Source organism: Bordetella bronchialis, from assembly GCF_001676705.1.
Taxonomy (GTDB): domain Bacteria; phylum Pseudomonadota; class Gammaproteobacteria; order Burkholderiales; family Burkholderiaceae_B; genus Bordetella_C; species Bordetella_C bronchialis.
The window spans coordinates 39,440-58,950 of sequence record NZ_CP016170.1 but is presented as its reverse complement, the minus strand read 5'-3'; the positions used below and the strand labels follow the sequence as shown (position 1 = coordinate 58,950).

The window sequence follows — 19,511 nt, the reverse complement described above, 5'->3', positions numbered from 1 at the left end:
AGTGCCTGTTAACGCTAGGGGCGCACCATGACGCCTTCCGGCAGCCCCGCGCAGTGATCGTAGATTTCGCCGGGGCGCGTGAACCAGATCTTGTCGCGCTGCGGGTGTTCGACGATGTACTTCAGCGCCCGGCGCAGCGCCCGCAGGCGATAGGGCTGGCCGACGATCATCGTGTGCAGGGCGATGCCGCACACCAGCGGCTGTTTTTCCGACTGCGCCAGCATCTCCTCGAACTGCTCGACGATCATCTGCTCGAAGTCCTGGGCGGTATGGCGGCGCACCAGCATCTGCGGCGAATCGTTGATCTCCAGCGGATAGGGCACCGACATCAGCGGACCCGAGCGCGTCTTCATCCATACCGGCTGGTCGTCGGCCGGCCAGTCCATCACGAACTTGTAGCCCGTCTCCACCAGCAGTTCAGGCGTCTGCGCGCTTTGCGACATCCACGGCCCCATCCAGCCGCGCACGTCCTGGCCGGCGTGCTTCTTGATCGCATCGCGCACTTCGGTCAACAGGCGTGCTTCGTCGGCGGGCCACAGATGCCCTTGCGCCTCGGCATTGGTGCGGCCGTGGCCGATGATCTCGTCGCCGCGCTTCAGGATGGGCTCCAGGACCTCGGGGCAGTATTCGAACAGCACCGTATTCATCAGGTGCGCGGCCGGCAGGCCCAGTTCGTCGAACAGTTCCAGCAGGCGCCACACGCCCACCCGGTTGCCATAGTCCCGCCAGGCGAAACCGCGCGCATCGGGCTGCGGCAGTTCGGTGCCCAGGTGGTGGCCCTTGCCCGCGCCGAAGGCGAAGTGCTCGATGTTCAGGCCCAGATAGACGGCCAGGCGCTTGCCGCCGGGCCAGCTGTAGTCGGGGCGGCGCGTGATGGCGCTGTACGGATACCGATCGTGATAGGGAAGTAGCATGGGATCCATCCGATTAGGGAAGTCAACGTCAAAAGCGTGGATCCGGCCAGGCAGCGCCCGGCGCGGCATCCACGCGGAATCGCGGCATGGGCCTATACGCCCAGGAAAGCGGTCTGCACCTTCGGGTCTTCGAGCAGCGCGGCGGATTCATCGTCGAACATTTTTTCGCCCAATTGCAGGATGGCGGTGCGCCGCGCCACGCGCATCGCCCAATTGGCGTTCTGTTCGGCAAGCACGAAGGCCAGTCCCTCGCGCTGCTGGATCTCCAGCAGGATATCGCCGATGCGCTCGACGATGATGGGCGCCAGGCCCAGCGACGGCTCGTCCAGCAGGAACAGCCTGGGTCCGCTCATCAGCGCGCGGCCGATGGCCAGCATCTGCTGTTCGCCGCCGGACAGGCTGCCGGCGGCCTGGCGCGCCCGTTCCTTGAGCCGCGGAAAATACCCGAACATCTGCTCCATGCGTTCGGCCTGGCGGTCCCCGCCGCGGCCGAAGGCGCCCATTTTCAGGTTCTCCTGCACCGATAGCGACGGGAACACGCGGCGCCCTTCGGGCGAAAAGCCGATGCCCAGCTTGACGACCTCCGACGCGGCCATGCCCTTGATGCTCTTGCCTTGCCACAGGATATCGCCGCCGTAGCCGTTGACGAGTCCGGTGATGGCCTTCAGCGTGCTGCTCTTGCCCGCGCCGTTCGAGCCGATCAGGGCCACGGTTTCGGCTTCGCCGATGCTCAGGTTCAACGCGCGCGTGCCGGCCACGCGGCCGTAGCGCACGTCCAGGTTACGCAATTCCAGCAGTGACATTCCTAGTTCCCAAGTAAGCCTCGACGACGCGCCGGTCGCGCAGGACCTCATCCGGCTTGCCGCGCGTCAGTTCCTGGCCGGCGGCGACCACCAGCAGGCGGTCGCACAATCCGGCGATGAAGCGCATGTTGTGGTCGATGACCATGACGGTGACGCCGGACTCGCGTACGCGCAGGATGGCGTCTCGCACCTGGTCGGTTTCCTCCGCGCTGAGCCCGGCCACGGGCTCGTCCAGCATCAGCAGGGTCGGCCGCGCCGCCAGCGCGATGGCGATGCCCAGGATCTTCTGCATCCCGTAGGGCAGGCTGCCGGCCGCGTCGTCGGCCACCGCGGCCAGCCCCATGCGATGGAGCAGTTCCTCGACCTGCGCGTCCGATTCTTCGCGGCGGCGGCGCGCGCGGGGCGTATCGAACAGCGTGGACAGGAAACCCGGATAGCGCGTCAGGTAGGAACCGCGCACGATGTTCTCGCGCACGCTGCGCTGCGCATAGACGGCCGTGGATTGGAAGGTGCGCACCAGGCCCCGCTCGGTCAGGCGCGAGGGCGCCATGCCGGTCACGGTTTCGTCGCGGAACACCACCGTGCCGCGCGTGGGCTTGATGACGCCGCTGATCAGGTTGACCAGCGTGGTCTTGCCGGCGCCGTTGGGCCCGATGACCCCCAGGATCTCGCCTTCATACACTTCGAAGGTGACGCCATCGACGGCCTTCAGTCCGCCGAAGCTGATGCCGATGCCATCCACATTGAGCAGTTTCTTCATGCCCGCGCCTCCTTGCGTTCGCGCCGCGCACCGCGCAGCATGCCGGCCAGGCCGACCAGGCCGGACGAGAAAGAGGCCATCACCAGGATCAGCGCCACGCCGAACAGGATGCGCTGGATTTCCACGTAACCGCGCAGCAGTTCGGGCAGCGCCACCAGGAAGACCGCGCCGACGATCGGGCCGACCACGTTGTACATACCGCCCAGCACGTTCATGACGACCAGGTTCAGCGAGTCCGTCATGCCGAAGGTGGTCGGATCGATGTAATGCATGAAGAAGGCCAGCAGCCCGCCTTGCAGGCCGACCAGCGCGCAGCCCAGCACGAAGATGCCCACCTTCAGGCGGATGACCGGCACGCCGGCGCATTCGGTGACCCGTTCGGCCTCGCGCACGGCATCCATGGCGCGTCCGGTCTCCGACATCAGCAGGCGGATGCACAGGGCGGCCACCAGCGTGGCGGCGACCAGGGCGATGTAGTACTGCGCCAGCGGCGAGCTCCAGCCCGCGTGCAGGTCGGGCAGGTTGGACAGGCCGTTGGAGCCGCCCGTCACGCTTTCCCACTCGACCAGCACCAGGCGGATGATCTCGCCCAGCAGGAAAGTCACCAGCACGAAGTATTTGCCGGTTAGCCGCAGCACGATGGGGCCCACCAGCAGGGCCAGCAGGCCCGAGGCCGCCGCGCCTATCGCCAGGCCGACGAAGGGCGAAACGCCCAGCTTCAGCACGGAGAGCGCGCAGGCGTAGGCGCCCACGCCCATGAAGCCGGCATGCGAGAACGAGATGTGCCCGGTGCGGATGATCAGGTGCAGGCTGAGCGCGCCGATGACGTTCAGCAGGATCAGCGCGCCGATGGCCAGGATGAAGGCGTTGTCGGCGACATGCGGCAGCACGGCCAGCACCACGACCGCCAGGACGCCGATGGCAAGCACCTTCATCCCGCGCGGCGCGCCTTCGGTATGGCGCGCGATGGGAGGATTCAAGGAAGTATTCGACATGGCGGCCTCAGCGTTCCGGTTTTCCAAGCAGGCCCCAGGGGCGCACCACCAGCAGCGCGATCACCACGCCGAAGGAAACGAAGGTGGACGTGGCCGAGCCGTAGAAGGTGGACAGGAAGCTTTCCCCGAAGCCGAAGAGCACGCCACCCAGCGCCGCGCCCGGGATGCTGCCCATCCCGCCCAGGATGACCACGATGAAGGCCACCATCAGCGGGCGTTCGCCCATGAACGGCGACAGGGCGTAGGTCTGCGCATAGATGGCGCCGGCGATGGCGGTCATGAAGGCAGCCAGGAAGAACGCCAGCTGGTAGATGCGCCGCGTGTTGACGCCTTGCGCCTCGGCGATTTCGATGTCCTCGGCGGCGGCGCGCACGGCCAGGCCGTAGCGGCTCAGGCTCATGAAGCCCCAGAACGCCAGCAGCACCACGATGGCGATACCGATGATCATCAGTTTGTCGGCGGGGATGAAGACGGGGCCCACGGAGACCATGGTGTCCAGCGCCGCGGGAATCGACCGTTCATAGACGTCGAATATCAGCACGCAGCTGTAGACGATGGCGATGTCCAGGCCGAGCAGGCCGATCATGCTCTGGAACATCTTCTGGTAGAAGCGGCGGTACACCAGCCATTCCAGGATCATGCTGGCGGCGGCGACGGTCAGCCCGGCCAGCAGGATGGCCACCACATAAGGCAGCTTGAATTCGCCGAAGTAATAATGCAGCGCATAGCCGCCCAGCATGGCCAGGCTGCCGTGCGCGAAGTTGACCACTTTCATGATGCCGAACAACAGCGTGAACCCCAGGGCGATCAGGACGTAGATCGCGCTGAGGCTCAGGCCGTTGATCAGCACCTGGGTCAGGACCGGTGCGGAAAACATGCAATCCCCTTGAAGGCGGAGCGTCCGGCGCGGCGGCCGCGCACGGGCCGCCGCGCCGGACGGATAAGGCTTATTCCTTGACGGGCGTCAGGGAGGTAACGGTCTGCGGCTTGCCGTCCTTGATCTGGGTGATCCAGAACTTGTTCAGCAACTGGCGGTTCACGCCATAGGCCTTCTGGCCGCCCCACACCACCGGGCCGTAGATGCCGGCGTCATAGCCGCTGACGTTCTCCAGCGCGGTGCGGACCTTGTCCGTGTCGGTGACCGTGCCGGCATTCTCCAGGGCCTTGAACAGGATCTTCGCGGAGTTGTACCAGCCCGGCGTCTGCGCGTTGATCACACCGCTCCAGCGCTTCTTGTAGGCGTCGACGAACTTCTGCGCGCCGGGCTCGCGGAAATCGAACACGTCATAGGACATGAAGCCTTCGGCGTAGGGCCCGGCGATGTCGTTGATCTCGTCGATGCCGGGGCCGCCCACCTGCCAGATCAGGCCCTTGTAGCCGATCTGCCGCGCCTGCTTGACCAGCAGGCCGGCTTCGCCGGGCGCGTTCAGGTTCAGGTCCAGGATGTCGACGCCCTGCGCCATCATGCGGGTCAGCAGCGGCGTGAATTCCTTGGAGCCGCGCTCATAGCTTTCGGACCACACGGTGTAGCCGTTGTCCTTGTAGGTCTGGCCCAGGGTGGGCAGCACGACCTGGCCGGTGGCGTCGTTGGGCACGATCAGCGCGACCTTCTTGACCTTCGGATGCGTTTCCTTCAGCCACTTCACCATGGCGGGGCCGAACTCGATGTTGCTGTTCATCGAGCGGAAGTTGTAGCCGTTGGCGCCGCCCTGCTTGAGGATATCCGGCGCGTAGCCGTTGGACAGGACGATGACCTTGCCCTGGTTGGTGATGGGCACCACGGCCATGGCCGAGGGCGTACCGATGGGGCCGATGACGAACTTGACCTTGTCGTAGTTGACCAGGCGCTCGGCGGCGGTGCGGCCGCCCGTGGCGGTGTACTTGTCGTCGTACATCACCAGTTCGGGCTTGTAGGTCTTGTCGCCCACCTTCAGGCCGCCCTGCGCGTTGACCTCATCGATGGCCATCTGCACGCCGCGCTGCACGGCCAGGCCCCAGGCGGTGCCGCCGCCCGACAGCGGTCCGATGCCGCCGATCTTCAATGTTTCCTGGGCATGCGCGGACAGGGCCGCGCCCGCGCCCAGCGCGGTAAGTATCAGGCTTCCAAGCAGTTTCTTCGCATGCATGAGGCATTCCCCTTGTTCTGGAGGCGGTTCGGTTGAAGATGAATCAGGCTGTCGGCGCGGGCACGGTGCCCAACACCGAGGTCGCGAATCGCGCGGCGGCCAGCAGGCGGTTGTCCTGGCCGTAGGCGCCGATCAGTTGCGCGCCCAGCGGCAGGCCGCCGGGTCCGGTTTCGAGAGGGAAGGACACGCAGGGCATGTGCAGCAGCGTCCAGATCGCGCCATAGCGCGGCGATCCCGAGTAGTCGTGGCCGGCTTCCGCTTCGCCTTCCGCCGCGGGATACAGCAGGACGTCGTATTCGTCGAACAGCGAACGCGCGCGGGCGCGCATTTGGGCCACATGCTGCAACATTCCCGTGTATTCGTCCAATCCGATCTCGGCGCCGCTGCGCAGCCGTGCCTGCAGGCGCGGGCTGAGCAGCGCTTCGTTCTGCAGCCTTTCCTGGGCCAGGGTCTGGCGCGCCTCGAAGGCGAACAGGCGCAGCTGCATGGCCTCCAGGGCCTCGAATTCGGCGGGCAGCCAGAAGCGCCCGACACGCGCGCCCGCCTGTTCCAGGCGGGCCGCGGCGCGATCGATGGCGGCGATGGTGGCGGGATGCGCGTAGTCCCACTGGCGCGACAGGCACAGGCCGATGCGCGGGCGCAGCACGCTGCCCGACATCACATCGCGCGCGCCGTGCAGGCCCATCGTGAAGAAGGCCGCGTCGGCGACATCGCGGGTGATGACGCCGATGGTGTCCTGCGAGGGACTCAGCGCCTTCATGCCGGCGGTGGCGATCAGGCCGAAGCTGGGCTTGTAGCCGACCGCGCCGCAGTAGATGGCCGGGCGCACGATCGAGCCCGTGGTCTGCGTGCCGAAGGCCACGGGCACCATGTAGTCGCCCACGGCCGCGCCGGATCCGCTGGACGATCCGCCCGGGGTGTGCGTGACGCGCAGCGGATTGACCGCCTTGCTGGGCGTTTGCGTGGCGAATTCGCCGGTCGCCACCTTGCCGATGAGCACCGCGCCGCGGTGCCTGGCCATCGCCACGCAAGCCGCGTCGGTGGCGGGACGATGGCCGCGGTAGATGGGCGATCCATATTCGGTCGGATAGTCCGCCGTATCGAAAATATCCTTGGCGGCGAAGGGCACGCCGCGCAGGGGGCCCGCCGCCATGGCCTCGGCCTGGCGCGCGCCGGCCAGGGCGCGTTCCGGATCGCAGGCAACGAAGGCGCGGATCTCGTCATTGCGTTCGGCGATGCGGTCCAGGCAGGCCTGGACGACGGCGGTGGGCGTGGTCTCGCCGCGCTCGATGGCCGCGTACGCCTCCCACGCGGTCAGCTGGTTCAGAGGTTTCACTTCTACGTTCCGTGGATGTTCGGATGGCGGGCCGCGGCCGGGACCCGGCGATCCGCGGCGCCCGGATCGCGGCCCCGGCCGGTGGCCGGCCCTTGAGCCTGCCTACTTTATGGACCGGGGATTGATATGTCTAATACAATCTAAGACCATCATTGAGATGGAATCCAACTTAATCATCCGGGAAAACGATGCCCCTGATCTCGCGCGCGCTGCGGGCCTTCGTGGTGGTCGCCGAGGAACTGCACTTCGGCCGCGCCGCGACCCGCCTGAATATCAGCCAGCCCCCGCTCAGCCAGCTGATACGGCAGTTCGAGGCCGAGGTCGGCACCGAGCTGTTCGTGCGCTCCACCCGCTCGGTGCGGCTGACGCAGGCGGGCGAGGTGCTGCTGCACCGCGCACGCCGCCTGGTCGACGACAATGACTCCACCCTGCGCGCGGTTCGCCGCGCGGGCAGCGGCGACGCCGGCCGCCTGGCGGTGGGCTTCGTCAGTACGGCCGCCTACCGGGTGCTGCCGGGCGCGATCGCGCGCTACCGCGCCAAATACCCCGAGGTCGAGCTGGTGCTGTTCGAGGAGCTGACCGGCGTCATCACCGACAAGCTGATGTCCGGCACCATCGACATCGCGATCTTTCGCAGACTGCCGCGCGCCGTCGAGCACGACCTGGTTTTCGAGCGCGTGCACCGCGAGAAAATGGTGCTGGCCATGCCGGCCGGCCATCCCTACCGCGAACTGGAACGCGTGCCGATGTCCAAGCTGGACGGCCAGGCCATGGTGGGCTTCCAGCGCGGGGCATCCTCGTACTTCAATGCGGTGCAGACGCGGCTGTTCCGCGACCACAATGTGCGTCCGCGCATCGTCTACGAGAGCGTGCTGCCGACGCTGCTGGCGCTGGTGGAAGGCGGCATGGGCATGGCACTGGTGCCGGAATCCGCCGCGGGACTGCGCAACTCGGTGGTGTACCGCCCGCTGTCCGGCCTGCCCAACGCCTTCGACGTGGACCTGTACTGCGCCCGCCGTCCCGACAATCTGAATCCCACCGCGCTCGCATTTGCGCGAATCCTGCAACAGGGCTAGTGTGTCGCCCGTCGCGGATCGCGGCAAGGTAGACCGTTCCCGCCGCACCGGCTCGGCGCCGGCGGCCGGCGGCTACCGCCAAGAGGCTGGCATCATGGTCCGGCGAACCACAGGAGCGTTTTCATGGCTGGCAATACTTCCCTGCCGCGCGTGGCCATCATCGGCTGCGGCGGAACGATCACGTCGCGCGGGACGGGTCCCCTGGACACCATGGATTACCCCGAGTTCGGCACCAAGCTGAGCGTGGCCGAGGTCCTGGAAGCCATCCCCGAGGCCGCGAACGTGGCGCGCGCGGTACTGGTGCCGTTCCGCGAAGTGAGCAGTTCCGCGATCACGATGGCGGACTGGTTCGCGCTGCGCGCCACGATACGGCGGATGGCGGCCGAGGAGCCCGACCTGGCCGGTTTCGTGATTCTGCACGGGACGGCAACGCTGGAGGAAACGGCGTTTTTCCTGGACCTGACCTTGTCGCTGGCGCAGCCGGTGGTGCTGGTCGGGGCGCAGCGGCCACTGAGCGCGGTGGGCTCCGACGCCCCGATGAATGTGATCGCGGCCCTGCGCACGGCGGCAGCCCCGCAGTCGCGCGGGCGCGGGGTGCTGGTCGTGCTGAACGACGAGATTTCCTCGGCGCGCGATGTGGTGAAGACACACACGCTGCGCGTGCAAACTTTCCGTTCCGCGGATTTCGGTCCGCTGGGCGTGGTCGATCCGGACGGTGTCTTCTACTACCGCCGCAACGAGCCGCGCATGCCCGCGGAGGCCACGGCTCCCGATTTCACGACCCTGCCGGACGATGCGGTGCTGCCGCGGGTGGACATCATCTATTCCCATGTCGGCGCGGACGGCATGCTGGTGGACGCCTGCGTGGCTGCCGGCGCGCGAGGGATCGTATCGGCGGGCCTGGCGCCAGGCATGCCGGCCAAGGCGGAACGCGAGGCCTACGAGAACGCGCGCCGCGCGGGAGTGGCCCTGGTCCAATGCACCCGGGCAGGCAGCGGCCGGGTGGCAAACCGGCGAGCATTGCGCGAGAACGGCTGGATCGCGGGCAACTCACTGAGTCCGCAGAAGGCGCGGATCTTGTTGGCGCTGGCACTATCGCAAACGCAGGAGCTGGAAACGTTGCGGTTAGTGTTTGCGGGGCATTAGGGCCGTGGCGGCTTGGGTGATCTTGCCGATGTAGTGCGTGGATGGTGCGGTTCGGGTGATCTTGTGCGTGCCGTGCGTGGATGGCGTCTGATGCGGATTTGTTTATGGCGTCGTCGGCTTGCTTATGTCGTCCGGCGGCTTGCTTATGCCGTCGTCGGCTTGCTTATGCCGTCGTCGGCTTGCTTATGCCGTCGTCGGCTTGCTTATGCCGTCGTCGGCTTGCTTATGCCGTCGTCGGCTTGCTTATGCCGTCGTCGGCTTGCTTATGCCGTCGTCGGCTTGCTTATGCCGTCGTCGGCTTGCTTATGCCGTCGTCGGCTTGCTTATGCCGTCGTCGGCTTGCTTATGCCGTCGTCGGCTTGCTTATGCCGTCGTCGGCTTGCTTATGCCGTCGTCGGCTTGCTTATGCCGTCCGGCGGGGGAGATGCCTGGCGTGTCCGGCCCGGTCGGCCGGCCCAGCGCCTTCGCGCTGGGCTACCGCGTCGTCTTCCTCGTCCGGCGGCCGAAGGAGCGGTGGTTTTCTAGCGGCTTTTTTGCCCGGCCGACCTCCCTACGGAAGCCCTCGCGCGGCCTCCGACGGGCCGGCCCCGCCAGGCATCTCCCCCGCCGGACTCACAGAGTGCCTAAGTCGCGGATGCTGCGACCGTCTTTGTTCTTGGCCCTTCGTGGGCGGGTTTTCGGGTTAAGAAAGATCTGCTGTTGCCCGTCGTTTTTGGGCCGCCCTGCGCGGCCCAAAAACGCCTACGCGGTGGGGGCATGCGGTGGTTGCTGGTAATGCGAGCGTTGCTGATGCGACGGTGGCCGGTGATGCGACGGTTGCGGGTGATACGACGGGCGTTGGTAATGCGACGGCTGCTGGTAATGCGACGATTACTAGTAATGCGGAGGTCGATGAATCGAAGTGAAATCTTCGCCCGCGCAGGGTTGGGGGAGACAAGGCGGTGTGGCGGGCCGCCAACCGGCCCGCCACACCGTAGCACCGTGCCTTGCCACGGGTGATGGCATAGGTGCGATGCGGCGCTCGCGCGATTGCGGGGATCAGCGAAGTGGGGCCGTTCAGGCCGTCAACCACGGCGATCAGGATGTCCTGGCGCCCCCGGGTCTTGAGTTCGTTGAAGACCTTGAGGGAGTGTCAGGAATTTTGTGCTTGAGGCCTAACATGTCGAAAACGGAGCATGTATGGCAACCCGAAAGAAGAATCCCCCTAAAGAGCTGCCGGCGATTCCTGCCGAGTTGGTCGAGCAATTGGTCAAAGGGCCGATGACGGCCGAGGCGGTGCAGGACCTGTCGATGGCGTTCAAGAAGGCGTTGATCGAGCGGGCACTGGGCGCGGAGCTGGGTCATCACCTGGGTTACGCACCGGGCCAACGGTCTGAAACGGCAACGAACCGACGCAATGGCACGAGCTCGAAGACCGTGCTGACCGACGACGGGGCCATCTCGGTAGATGTGCCGCGCGATCGCGACGGCAGCTTCGCCCCGATCCTGATTCCCAAGCATGAGCGGCGCTTCACGGGGTTCGATGACAAGATCATCGCGATGTACGCGCGCGGCATGACAGTGCGCGAGATACAGGCGTTTCTTCTGGAGCAGTACGGCACTGAGGTATCGCCAGAGTTCATCAGCTCGGTGACCGATGCGGTGGTCGAGGAGGTTACAGCCTGGCAAACCCGCCCGCTGGAGACGATGTACCCGGTGGTGTTCTTCGATGCGCTGCGGGTGAAGATCCGCGAGGACGGCGTGGTCAGAAACAAGGCCGTGTATCTGGCCCTGGCCATCCTGGCCGACGGCACACGCGACGTGTTGGGCTTATGGATCGAGCAGACCGAAGGCGCCAAATTCTGGATGAAGGTCTTCAACGAGCTCAAGACTCGTGGCACGCAGGACATCCTGATTGCAGTCACCGACGGCCTGAAGGGCATGGAGCAGGCCTTAAACGCCGTATTCCCTGCCACGACGTTGCAGACCTGCATCGTGCATTTGATGCGCTCAAGCCTGGACTATGCCAGCTGGAAGGAGCGCCGTGCCGTGGCTGCTGCGCTCAGGCCCATCTACAGTGCGCCAACGGTGGAGGCCGCGCAAGCCGAGCTGGCACGCTTCGAACAGGGCCTGTGGGGACAGCGCTACGCGCCGATCGCGCAGGCTTGGCGCAGCGCCTGGGACCGCGTGATCCCGTTTTTTACCTTCCCGCCGGCGATCCGCAAGATCATCTATACCACCAACGCCATCGAGAGCATCAACGCCCAGCTGCGCCGGGCGGTCAAAACGCGCGGGCACTTCCCCTCCGACGAGGCGGCCACCAAGCTGCTGTGGCTGGTGCTACGTAATATCACCGGCACCTGGGGCAGTTCCACTCACGAGTGGAAGGCAGCCATGAACCAGTTTGCGATCATCTACGCAGAGCGCTTCACCAATCCATATCGCTGAAATATCATCACTGGGCTGGGGCTCTTATAGACCGGCCTTTAATGCCTCAAGCACAAAAATACTGACACACCCGACCTTGAGCCAGAACTTGGCCCCCTCGGTCTGCTCGACCCACAGGCCCAGCACGTCGCGCTGGCCGTCAGCCTGCACGCCCAGAGCCAGGTACACGGCCTTGTTGGTGACCCCGCCGTCGTCGCGGATCTTAACCCGCAGCGCGTCGAAGAACACCACCGGGTACATCGCCTCCAGCGGCCGGTTCTGCCAGGCAATCGTCTCGGCCATGACCTCGTCGGTGACCGAGCTGATGAAGTCCGGCGAGACCTCGGTGCCGTGGCTCTCGGCCAGGAACGCCTGGATCTCGCGCACGCTCATGCCCCGTGCGTACATGGCGATGATCCGGTCATCATTGCGGGGGTCAGCGAATTGGGGCCGTTCCAGAAGGGGATACACGTCAGTCCAACGGTCACCTTCGTCCACTCCAGTAACGGTGGCTTGATACTGTCATGTGGCACAGCACCGCTTCGGCGACGCGGGCCACCGACATCGACCGGCGCGTCCCCATGTTGGCCCATTGGTCTGCCCGGTTGCGCGCCAGATTATTCAAGGGGCGCGATTCGATGGCCGATCCTGACGACGCCAGTGTTGGACGTCCGCTACGCCAACACCATCGGCCTGATATGTCGGCACCGTCTCTCCTCTCAACGTCTCTCCTTTAAACGTCTCTCCTCACATACCGACGCCATCCCTTATCGGTTTACCGTCTCACCTATCGCGAGCATCCGTTGCAAGCCTCGGTGCCACGGTGTGGCGGGCCGAGGGGCGGCCCGCCACACCGCCTTGTCTCCCCCAACCCTGCGCGGGCGAAGATTTCACTTCGATTCCTCGACCTCCGCATTACTAGTAATCGTCGCATTACCAGCAGGCTTCGCATCACCAGCAGCCGTTGCATTGCCAGCACCCGTCGCATTACCAACGCCCGTCGCATCACCCGCAACCGTCGCATCACCGGCCACCGTCGCATCAGCAACGGTCGCATTACCAGCAACACCGCATGCCCCCACCGCGTAGGCGTTTTCGGGCCGCGCAGGGCGGCCCGAAAACGACGGGCAACGGCAGATCCTTCTCAACCCGAAACGCCGCCCACGAAGGGCCAAGCACAAAGACCGCCGCAGCAACCGCGACTAAGGCAAGCCGTGAGTCCGGCGGGGGAGATGCCTGGCGGGGCCGGCCCGTCGGAGGCCGCGCGAGGGCTTCCGTAGGGAGGTCGGCCGGGCAAAAAAGCCGCTAGAACACCACCGCCACTTCGGCCGCCGGACGAGGAAGACGACGCGGTAGTCCAGCGCGAAAGCGCTGGACCGGCCGACCGGGCCGGACACGCCAGGCATCTCCCCCGCCGGACGGCATAAGCAAGCTACGACGGCATAAGCAAGCCACGACGGCATAAGCAAGCCACGACGGCATAAACAAGCCGACGAACGGCATAAGCAAACCGAACGGACGGCATGAGCAAGACAGACGACCCACATCAGCAAGCCAACAACGCCTGCCCCCTCCACAACCGTCACGCCCAACAAAACGCCCCGCAGCGCACAACCTGACGCTAGGGAATACCCACGTAGCGAACCGTACCAAAAACGGGAAAAATCCCAACAGTAGAACTACACCCGGCTCCCGCCGCATACCCACCCACGCCATCTTCAGGAACGCCCATGTCCGCATTCCCGCATCGTGCCCCTAGTGCCGGTCCCGCCTTTTTGCGATCCGGCTTGTCGAGCGACAGCGGTATCGCTTGCCGTGTCCGGCGATTGTTCGCGCTTTCTTCGCTTGCGCTGGCGGCCGCCGCGGCGGCCATACTGCCGGCGGGGCCGGCGCGGGCGGCTTTTCCGGAGCGTCCCATCACCATCGTCGTTCCGTATCCGGTTGGGGGCGCCACCGACACGCTGGCGCGCAGCATCGGCCAGCGCATCTCCGAAGCGATGAAGCAGTCCGTGGTTGTGGAGAACCGTACCGGCGGCAGCGGCTTGATCGGGATGTCTGTTGTCGCGCATGCGCCGGCGGACGGCTACACGATTCTGTTCGGGTGCACGACCGACTCCGCCATCTTCAAGGCGGCTTCCAAGGTACCGCCGTCGGTCAACCTGCGGGACGACTTCGCGGCCGTTGCGGGTGTCGCGCTCGCGCCGCACATTCTGGTCGTTCCGTCCAAATCCGCGCCGCAGAATGTCCAGCAGCTTCTCGACCTTCTCAAGCGGGAGCCCGGCAAGCATAACTTTGCCTCCATCGGCATCGGCACGCTATCGCACCTGGAAGGCGAACTCCTGATGCTGACCACCGGCGTACAGATCACCCATGTGCCCTACCGCGGCGGCTCGCAGGCATTGATGGATTTGATCTCCGGCAACTCCAGCCTGATGTTCCTTAGCGCGCCCGCCGCCGTCCCGCACATGAAGAGCGGCGCGGTGCGCGTCCTGGCCGTGGCCGGCGACCATAGGTTGCCCATGTTGCCCGAGGTGCCCACCATCACCGAAGCAGGCGTCAAGAACTTCAGCGCGGAGAATCTGTTCGGCTTTTATGCGCCCAAGGGTACGCCGCCCGCCATCGTCGACGCCCTATCGAAAGCCATCGACGCCGCGCTGCAGCGGCCGGACCTGAAGTCGCTGCTCGAATCGCAGGGGCTGGAAGTCCAGTACACCAGCCCGGACGTCTTCACCGAACGTACCGTGAAGAATTTTGCCAACTTCGATGCCATCGTCAAAAAGGCCAACATCACGCTGGATTGATGGAACGAAAATGCCGGGCCATGCCCGGCATGCCTCCAGCGAAGGGCCGCCGGCAATGCCGGCGCGCATTCCGCCTACATCGTGCCTTCCGGAAGATTGACGCAGTGATCGTAGATCGCGCCCGGCCGGGTGAACCAGACCTCGTTGCGACGCGGATGCTCGGCGATGTACTTCAGCGCGCGGCGCATCGCGCGCAGGCGATACGGCTGTCCCGTCACCATCGTGTGCAGCGCGATCCCGAACACCAGCGGCTGCTTGGCGCTCTGGTCCAGCATCTCTTCGAATTGATCGATCACCATTTGGCTGAACTGGTCCGGCGTGTGATGTCGCACCAGCATCTGCGGGGAATCGTTCAACTCCAGCGGATAGGGCACCGACATGATGCGGCCGCCGCGCGTCTTCATCCAGATCGGCTGGTCGTCCGCCGGCCAGTCCATCAGGAACTTGTATCCCGTCTCCTGCAGCAGGTCGGGCGTATGGCGGCTGTGGGACATCCACGGCGCCATCCAGCCGCGTACCTCCTGGCCCGTGTGTTCGCGGATCGCATCGCGCACCTCGGTCAGGAAGCGTGCCTCGTCCGGTTCCCACATCGAACCGTGGCGCTCGGCGTTGGTGCGGCCGTGGCCGATGAACTCGTCGCCGCGGGCCTTGATGGGCGCGATCAGCGCCGGGCAGTACTTGAAGATCTCGGTGTTGCAAAGGTGCGCCGCGGGCAGGCCCAGCTCGTCCAGCATATCCAGGATCCGCCACACGCCGATCCGGTTGCCGTAGTCCGTCCACGCGAAGGCGCGCTGGTCGGGCGCGGGCAGCGGCACGGTCAGGTTGTGGCTCAGGCCCGTACCGAAGGCGAATATCTCGATATTCAGGCCGATGTGCATCGCCAGGCGCTTGCCTTCCGGCCAGCTGTAGTCTTTGCGCGCGCCGATGGCGCGATAGGGATAGCGATCGTGGCTGGGCAACAGCATGGCGGTTCTCTCCGGAGGTGCTCGGGTGGCCGGGGCCGGTTTGGGAAAGGGGCGCGGCGGCGCGTCCCGTCAGGAAAAGCAATGCCAGGCTTGGTGCGGTACCCGCGTTGTGACCGTACCAAAAATAGTTATAATCCCATAAATATAACACCGCGCACTCGCTCACGGGTGCGGCGCAGGGGCAAGGCGGCGATGAAACCCAGCAGATTCGTGCACTACGTACCCACTTCGGTGGACCAGGCGGTCATGATCCTCGCCGACGTCTGCGAGCAGGACGGACGCGTGCTGGCCGGTGGCCAGACCCTGGTGCCCGCCATGGCGCTGCGGCTGGCGCGCCCCGCCTACCTGGTGGACATCAACCGCATCGACGAACTGCGCCGGCTGGAAGTGCGCGACGGCCGGCTGCACATCGGCGCCTGCGTGCGCCACGCCGGCTTCCATGCGCCCGTCGCGCCGGGTCCGCTGGGCACGTTGCTTTGCACGGTCGTCCGACATATCGCGCACCTGCCCATCCGCACCCGCGGCACCTTCTGCGGCAGTATCGCCAATGCCGACCCGGCGTCGGAATGGTGCCTGGTCGCGGCCACGCTTGACGCCGTCTTCGAGGCGCGCAGCCTGCGCGGGACGCGGCATATCGACGCGCGCGATTTCTTTCACGGCTATATGGCCACCGCGCTGGCCGCCGACGAACTGCTGGTGGGCGCCAGCCTGCCCGTCCTGCCCGAAGGCACCCGCTGCGGCTTCTACGAGTTCAGCCGGCGCGCCGGCGATTTCGCCCAGGCCATGGCGCTGGTCACATACGAGGAACACGCCGGCAGTGGCGGGACGGTCATGCGCAACGTGCGCATCGGCCTGGGCGGCGTGGAAGACCGCCCGCGCCGCATGCCGGCCGCCCAGGCTTGCCTGGAAGGCGAAGCGCCGCACCCGGATACCTTCATGCGCGCGGCGGAGGCCGCGGCCATGGAAGCAGAGCCCGTGGACAGCGGCGACGACGAGCGGGCCTATCGCCGCGACCTGGTGCGCGCGGCCGTGCGGCGCGCGCTGGCCCAGGCCCACGGCGGCGCGGCGCCGCGATAACGCATCGCAGGGGATACCGATGAACGAGCGTGACGAAACAGCCGGCATGGACCACGACGTCGTCCTGGAAGTGAACGGGGTGGCATATCCGATACGCGTGGAAGCGCGCAAGACGCTGGTCGATGCCATCCGCGACGACTGCGGACAGACCGGCACGCACATCGGCTGCGAGCATGGCGTATGCGGCGCCTGCACCGTGCTGGTGGATGGCGAGCCCGTGCGGTCCTGCCTGATGTTCGCGGTGCAGGCCGAAGGCTCTTGCATCCGCACCGTGGAAGGCCTGGCCGACGGCGCCGGTTTCCACCCCATGCAGCAGGCCTTCATGGACCATCATGCCTTGCAGTGCGGCTTCTGCACGCCGGGTTTCCTGATGCTGGCCACGGGGGCGCTGGAGCGCAACCCCGACATCAGCGATGCGGAATTGCTGGACGTGCTGTCCTCCAATCTATGCCGCTGCACGGGCTACCAGAATATCCTGGCCGCCGTGCGCGCCGCCCGCGCGGCCATGGCGGCCGGCCATGCCGCGCCGAACGCCGCCAAGGGAGGCTGACCCCATGAGCGCCCACGTGTACGAAGTCCCGCGCGTCGACGCGCCCGCCACCGGGGAACGCATCGTCGGCCGCTCCGTTGCGCGGCTGGAAGATCCCCCGCTGGTCCGTGGCGAGGCCTGCTTCGCCGCCGATGTGAATTTCCCGCGGCAATTGCATATGCGCGTCGTGCGCGCGCAAACGGCGCACGGCCGCATCGTCGGCATCGATACCGCGCCCGCGCTCGCGCTGCGCGGCGTGGTGGCCGCGTGGACAGGCGCGGACGTCGCCGATATTCCGCCCATCCCTTTCCGCGCCACCAAGGTCACCGGGCTCGAACCCTATTGCCAGCCCATCCTGGCGCGGGAGCGCGTGCGCTACGTCGGCGAGCCGGTGGCGGTGGTATTCGCCGACAGTCCCTACGTGGCGGAAGACGCGGCGGACCTGGTCGAGGTCCGGATCGATCCCTTGCCGCCCATCCTGTCGGCCCGCGACGAGCCCGGCGAGTTCCTGCCCGGCCTGAACACCGAACCCACGGTGATCCGCAAGGGCTATGGCGACGTGGCGGCCGCTTTCGCCGCGGCGCATGCCGTCATCGCGCTGGATCTGGCCGTCGGCCGGCATTCCGGCGTGCCGCTGGAATGCCGCGGCGCCGTGGCGCGCTACGACGCCGCGCGCGACGTGCTGGAGATGCACGGCGCCGCCAAGAAGTCGCATTGGAACCGCGACGAAATGGCCAAGATGCTCGGCCGCAGCCCCAGCAGTTTCCACCTGTACGAAGGGCACGTGGGCGGCGGCTTCGGCGTGCGCGGCGAGATCTATCCCGAGGACGTGCTGGTGTGCCTGGCCGCGCTGCGCCTGCGCCGCCCGGTCAAATGGATAGAGGACCGCCGCGAGAACCTCATGGCCACCAACCATTCGCGCGAGCAGCAGCACCAGATCGAGGCCGCCATCGATGCGCAGGGGCGCATCCTGGGCATACGCAATACCTTCTTCCATGCCCAGGGCGCCTACACCCGCACCCACGGCGCGCGCGTGGCCGACATGTCGGCGGGACTGCTGCTGGGCCCCTACCGCGTACCCGCCTACGAAGTGGCCGGCCACTATCGCCTGGTCAACAAGACGCCCGCCGCCACCTACCGTTCGCCCGGCCGCTACGAAACCACCTTCGTGCGCGAACGCCTGATGGATGCGATCGCCCGCCGTGTCGGCATCGACCCCGTCGAGGCGCGCCGCCGCAACCTGATCAAATCGCAAGAGATGCCCTACGCGCGCCCGCTGGATGCGCTGGGAACGGACGTCGTGCTGGATTCCGGCGACTACGACGGGCTGATCGACAAGACGCTGGCCAGGCTGGACTGGCCCCGGCTGCGGGCCGAGCTGACGCAGCGCCGCGCCGCCGGCGAGCGCGTGGGCCTGGGCCTGGCGATGTTCGTGGAGAAGTCCGGCCTGGGCCCCTCCGACATGGTCCGCCTGACGGTGGACGTCAGCGGCGCGATAGAACTCGTGACCGGCGCCGGCTCGGTGGGCCAGGGCATGGAAACCGCGCTGGCGCAGATCTGCGCCCAGGAGCTGGGCGTGGACTACCGCCGCGTGCGGGTCATCCACGGACGCACCGACCAGATCGAGTTCGGCAACGGCGCGCACGCGTCGCGCGTGACCGTGATGTCCGGCTCGGCCACCCAGATCGCGGCGCGCAAGGTGCGCGCCAAGGCCCTGGACGTGGCCGCCAAGCTGCTGGACGCCACGCCGGCCGATCTCACGGTGGAAGGCGGCCGCATCCGCCGGACCGCCGATCCGGCCGGCCGCGCGATCGGCCTGGAGGAAGTCGCCCGCTACCTGCATCCCTCGTCGCGGACCAGCGACGGCCACGAGCCCGGCCTGTCGGCCGAAGGCTGGTTCTACAGCGACCATATGAACTATCCCTACGGGGTGCATGTGGCACAGGTCCGCGTGGACGGCGACACCGGGCAGGTCCTGGTCGAGAAATACCTGGTGGCCTATGACGTCGGCCGCGCGGTCAATCCCATGCTGATCGAAGGCCAGATCGTCGGCGGCTTGGCGCAAGGCATAGGCGGCGCGCTGTTCGAAGAGTTCACCTACGACGCCGAAGGCCAGCCGCTTTCGACCACCTTCGCCGACTACATCATGGTCACCGCCCATGAGATGCCGCCCGTCGATGTGCTGATCACGGAGGACGCGCCCAGCCCCCTGAACCCCATGGGCCTGAAGGGAGCCGGCGAGGGCGGGACCAATGCCGCGGGCGCCGCCATCGCGGCCGCGGTGGACGACGCCCTGGACGCACCCGGCTTCGTGACGCGGCTGCCCATCAGGCCGCTGGACGTGCGGCGCCATCTGGCGGCGCGGGAGGCGCGGGACCGCGAACAGCGCCATGACCTGCGCCCCTGAGGGACGCCCTGGCCGGCGCCGCCGGAATTTGTACCGTACTATTTTTGGAACGAGTATCTATTTTGGCATAGACCTGCTACACTGCATCATGCTCGGGCGCGCAGCGTCCGCATCGCCGCACCGCATGCAATAGGGCGTGCGCGCCACAGGGTGCCAGCGCCACAGCGCGC

At 66.6% G+C, this 19,511-nt stretch carries 15 protein-coding genes and 1 pseudogene; 7 read left to right on the top strand and 9 right to left on the bottom strand.

The features are described 5' to 3' along the window. Window positions 1–14: 14 nt before the first annotated feature. From BAU06_RS00250 to BAU06_RS00220, 7 genes are all read right to left on the bottom strand, one after another. Window positions 15–914 carry a polysaccharide deacetylase family protein gene (locus BAU06_RS00250; protein ID WP_066357568.1) on the bottom strand — a complete coding sequence of 300 codons (900 nt, stop codon included), beginning with the start codon at window positions 912–914 and terminating at the stop codon, window positions 15–17. 92 nt (window positions 915–1,006) lie between these two features. Beyond that, window positions 1,007–1,717, bottom strand: coding sequence for an ABC transporter ATP-binding protein (locus tag BAU06_RS00245; RefSeq protein ID WP_066342672.1), 711 nt, complete (start codon window positions 1,715–1,717; stop codon window positions 1,007–1,009). Continuing rightward, window positions 1,695–2,477 (bottom strand): ABC transporter ATP-binding protein, encoded by a 783-nt coding sequence (locus BAU06_RS00240; RefSeq protein ID WP_066342669.1) that lies wholly within the window; start codon window positions 2,475–2,477, stop codon window positions 1,695–1,697. Before BAU06_RS00240 ends, BAU06_RS00245 begins: the two co-directional genes overlap by 23 nt. Then, the gene (locus tag BAU06_RS00235) at window positions 2,474–3,472 is read right to left on the bottom strand and encodes a branched-chain amino acid ABC transporter permease (RefSeq protein ID WP_066342666.1); all 999 of its coding nucleotides are present in this window, start codon (window positions 3,470–3,472) and stop codon (window positions 2,474–2,476) included. Before BAU06_RS00235 ends, BAU06_RS00240 begins: the two co-directional genes overlap by 4 nt. A gap of 7 nt (window positions 3,473–3,479) precedes the next feature. Further along, window positions 3,480–4,349 carry a branched-chain amino acid ABC transporter permease gene (locus tag BAU06_RS00230; RefSeq protein WP_066342665.1) on the bottom strand — a complete coding sequence of 290 codons (870 nt, stop codon included), beginning with the start codon at window positions 4,347–4,349 and terminating at the stop codon, window positions 3,480–3,482. 70 nt (window positions 4,350–4,419) lie between these two features. Next, complete coding sequence (locus tag BAU06_RS00225; RefSeq protein ID WP_066342662.1) at window positions 4,420–5,598, bottom strand: ABC transporter substrate-binding protein; 1,179 nt, start codon at window positions 5,596–5,598, stop codon at window positions 4,420–4,422. A gap of 43 nt (window positions 5,599–5,641) precedes the next feature. Next, the gene (locus tag BAU06_RS00220) at window positions 5,642–6,934 is read right to left on the bottom strand and encodes an amidase (protein WP_066342660.1); all 1,293 of its coding nucleotides are present in this window, start codon (window positions 6,932–6,934) and stop codon (window positions 5,642–5,644) included. A 188-nt stretch (window positions 6,935–7,122) separates the two neighbouring features. Between BAU06_RS00220 and BAU06_RS00215 the strand changes: the two genes are divergently transcribed. From BAU06_RS00215 to BAU06_RS00205, 3 genes are all read left to right on the top strand, one after another. Next, complete coding sequence (locus BAU06_RS00215; protein ID WP_066342659.1) at window positions 7,123–8,010, top strand: LysR substrate-binding domain-containing protein; 888 nt, start codon at window positions 7,123–7,125, stop codon at window positions 8,008–8,010. Window positions 8,011–8,133: 123 nt separating this feature from the next. Next, window positions 8,134–9,156 (top strand): asparaginase, encoded by a 1,023-nt coding sequence (locus BAU06_RS00210; protein ID WP_066342658.1) that lies wholly within the window; start codon window positions 8,134–8,136, stop codon window positions 9,154–9,156. A 1,179-nt stretch (window positions 9,157–10,335) separates the two neighbouring features. After that, entirely contained in the window at window positions 10,336–11,583 is a 1,248-nt protein-coding gene (locus BAU06_RS00205) for an IS256 family transposase (RefSeq protein ID WP_066342657.1), read from the top strand. 72 nt (window positions 11,584–11,655) lie between these two features. On the opposite strand, the pseudogene BAU06_RS00200 reads toward BAU06_RS00205, so the two are convergent. Continuing rightward, window positions 11,656–11,988 (bottom strand): annotated as a pseudogene (locus BAU06_RS00200) (transposase); the annotation flags it as partial. 1,400 nt (window positions 11,989–13,388) lie between these two features. Here BAU06_RS00200 and BAU06_RS00195 point away from each other — a divergent pair. Beyond that, on the top strand, window positions 13,389–14,363 hold the full coding sequence (locus tag BAU06_RS00195) for a Bug family tripartite tricarboxylate transporter substrate binding protein (protein ID WP_197509394.1): 975 nt from the start codon (window positions 13,389–13,391) through the stop codon (window positions 14,361–14,363). Window positions 14,364–14,437: 74 nt separating this feature from the next. On the opposite strand, the gene BAU06_RS00190 is transcribed toward BAU06_RS00195, so the two are convergent. After that, window positions 14,438–15,328 carry a polysaccharide deacetylase family protein gene (locus tag BAU06_RS00190; RefSeq protein WP_066342652.1) on the bottom strand — a complete coding sequence of 297 codons (891 nt, stop codon included), beginning with the start codon at window positions 15,326–15,328 and terminating at the stop codon, window positions 14,438–14,440. Between the two features lie 192 nt (window positions 15,329–15,520). On the opposite strand from BAU06_RS00190, the gene BAU06_RS00185 reads away from it, so the two are divergent. The 3 genes from BAU06_RS00185 to BAU06_RS00175 are packed head-to-tail and all read left to right on the top strand — an operon-like array spanning window position 15,521 to window position 19,341. Next, on the top strand, window positions 15,521–16,405 hold the full coding sequence (locus BAU06_RS00185) for an FAD binding domain-containing protein (protein WP_066342649.1): 885 nt from the start codon (window positions 15,521–15,523) through the stop codon (window positions 16,403–16,405). Between the two features lie 19 nt (window positions 16,406–16,424). Further along, entirely contained in the window at window positions 16,425–16,955 is a 531-nt protein-coding gene (locus BAU06_RS00180) for a (2Fe-2S)-binding protein (protein WP_066342647.1), read from the top strand. 4 nt (window positions 16,956–16,959) lie between these two features. Beyond that, on the top strand, window positions 16,960–19,341 hold the full coding sequence (locus BAU06_RS00175) for a xanthine dehydrogenase family protein molybdopterin-binding subunit (protein WP_082993456.1): 2,382 nt from the start codon (window positions 16,960–16,962) through the stop codon (window positions 19,339–19,341). The last annotated feature ends 170 nt before the right edge of the window (window positions 19,342–19,511 follow it).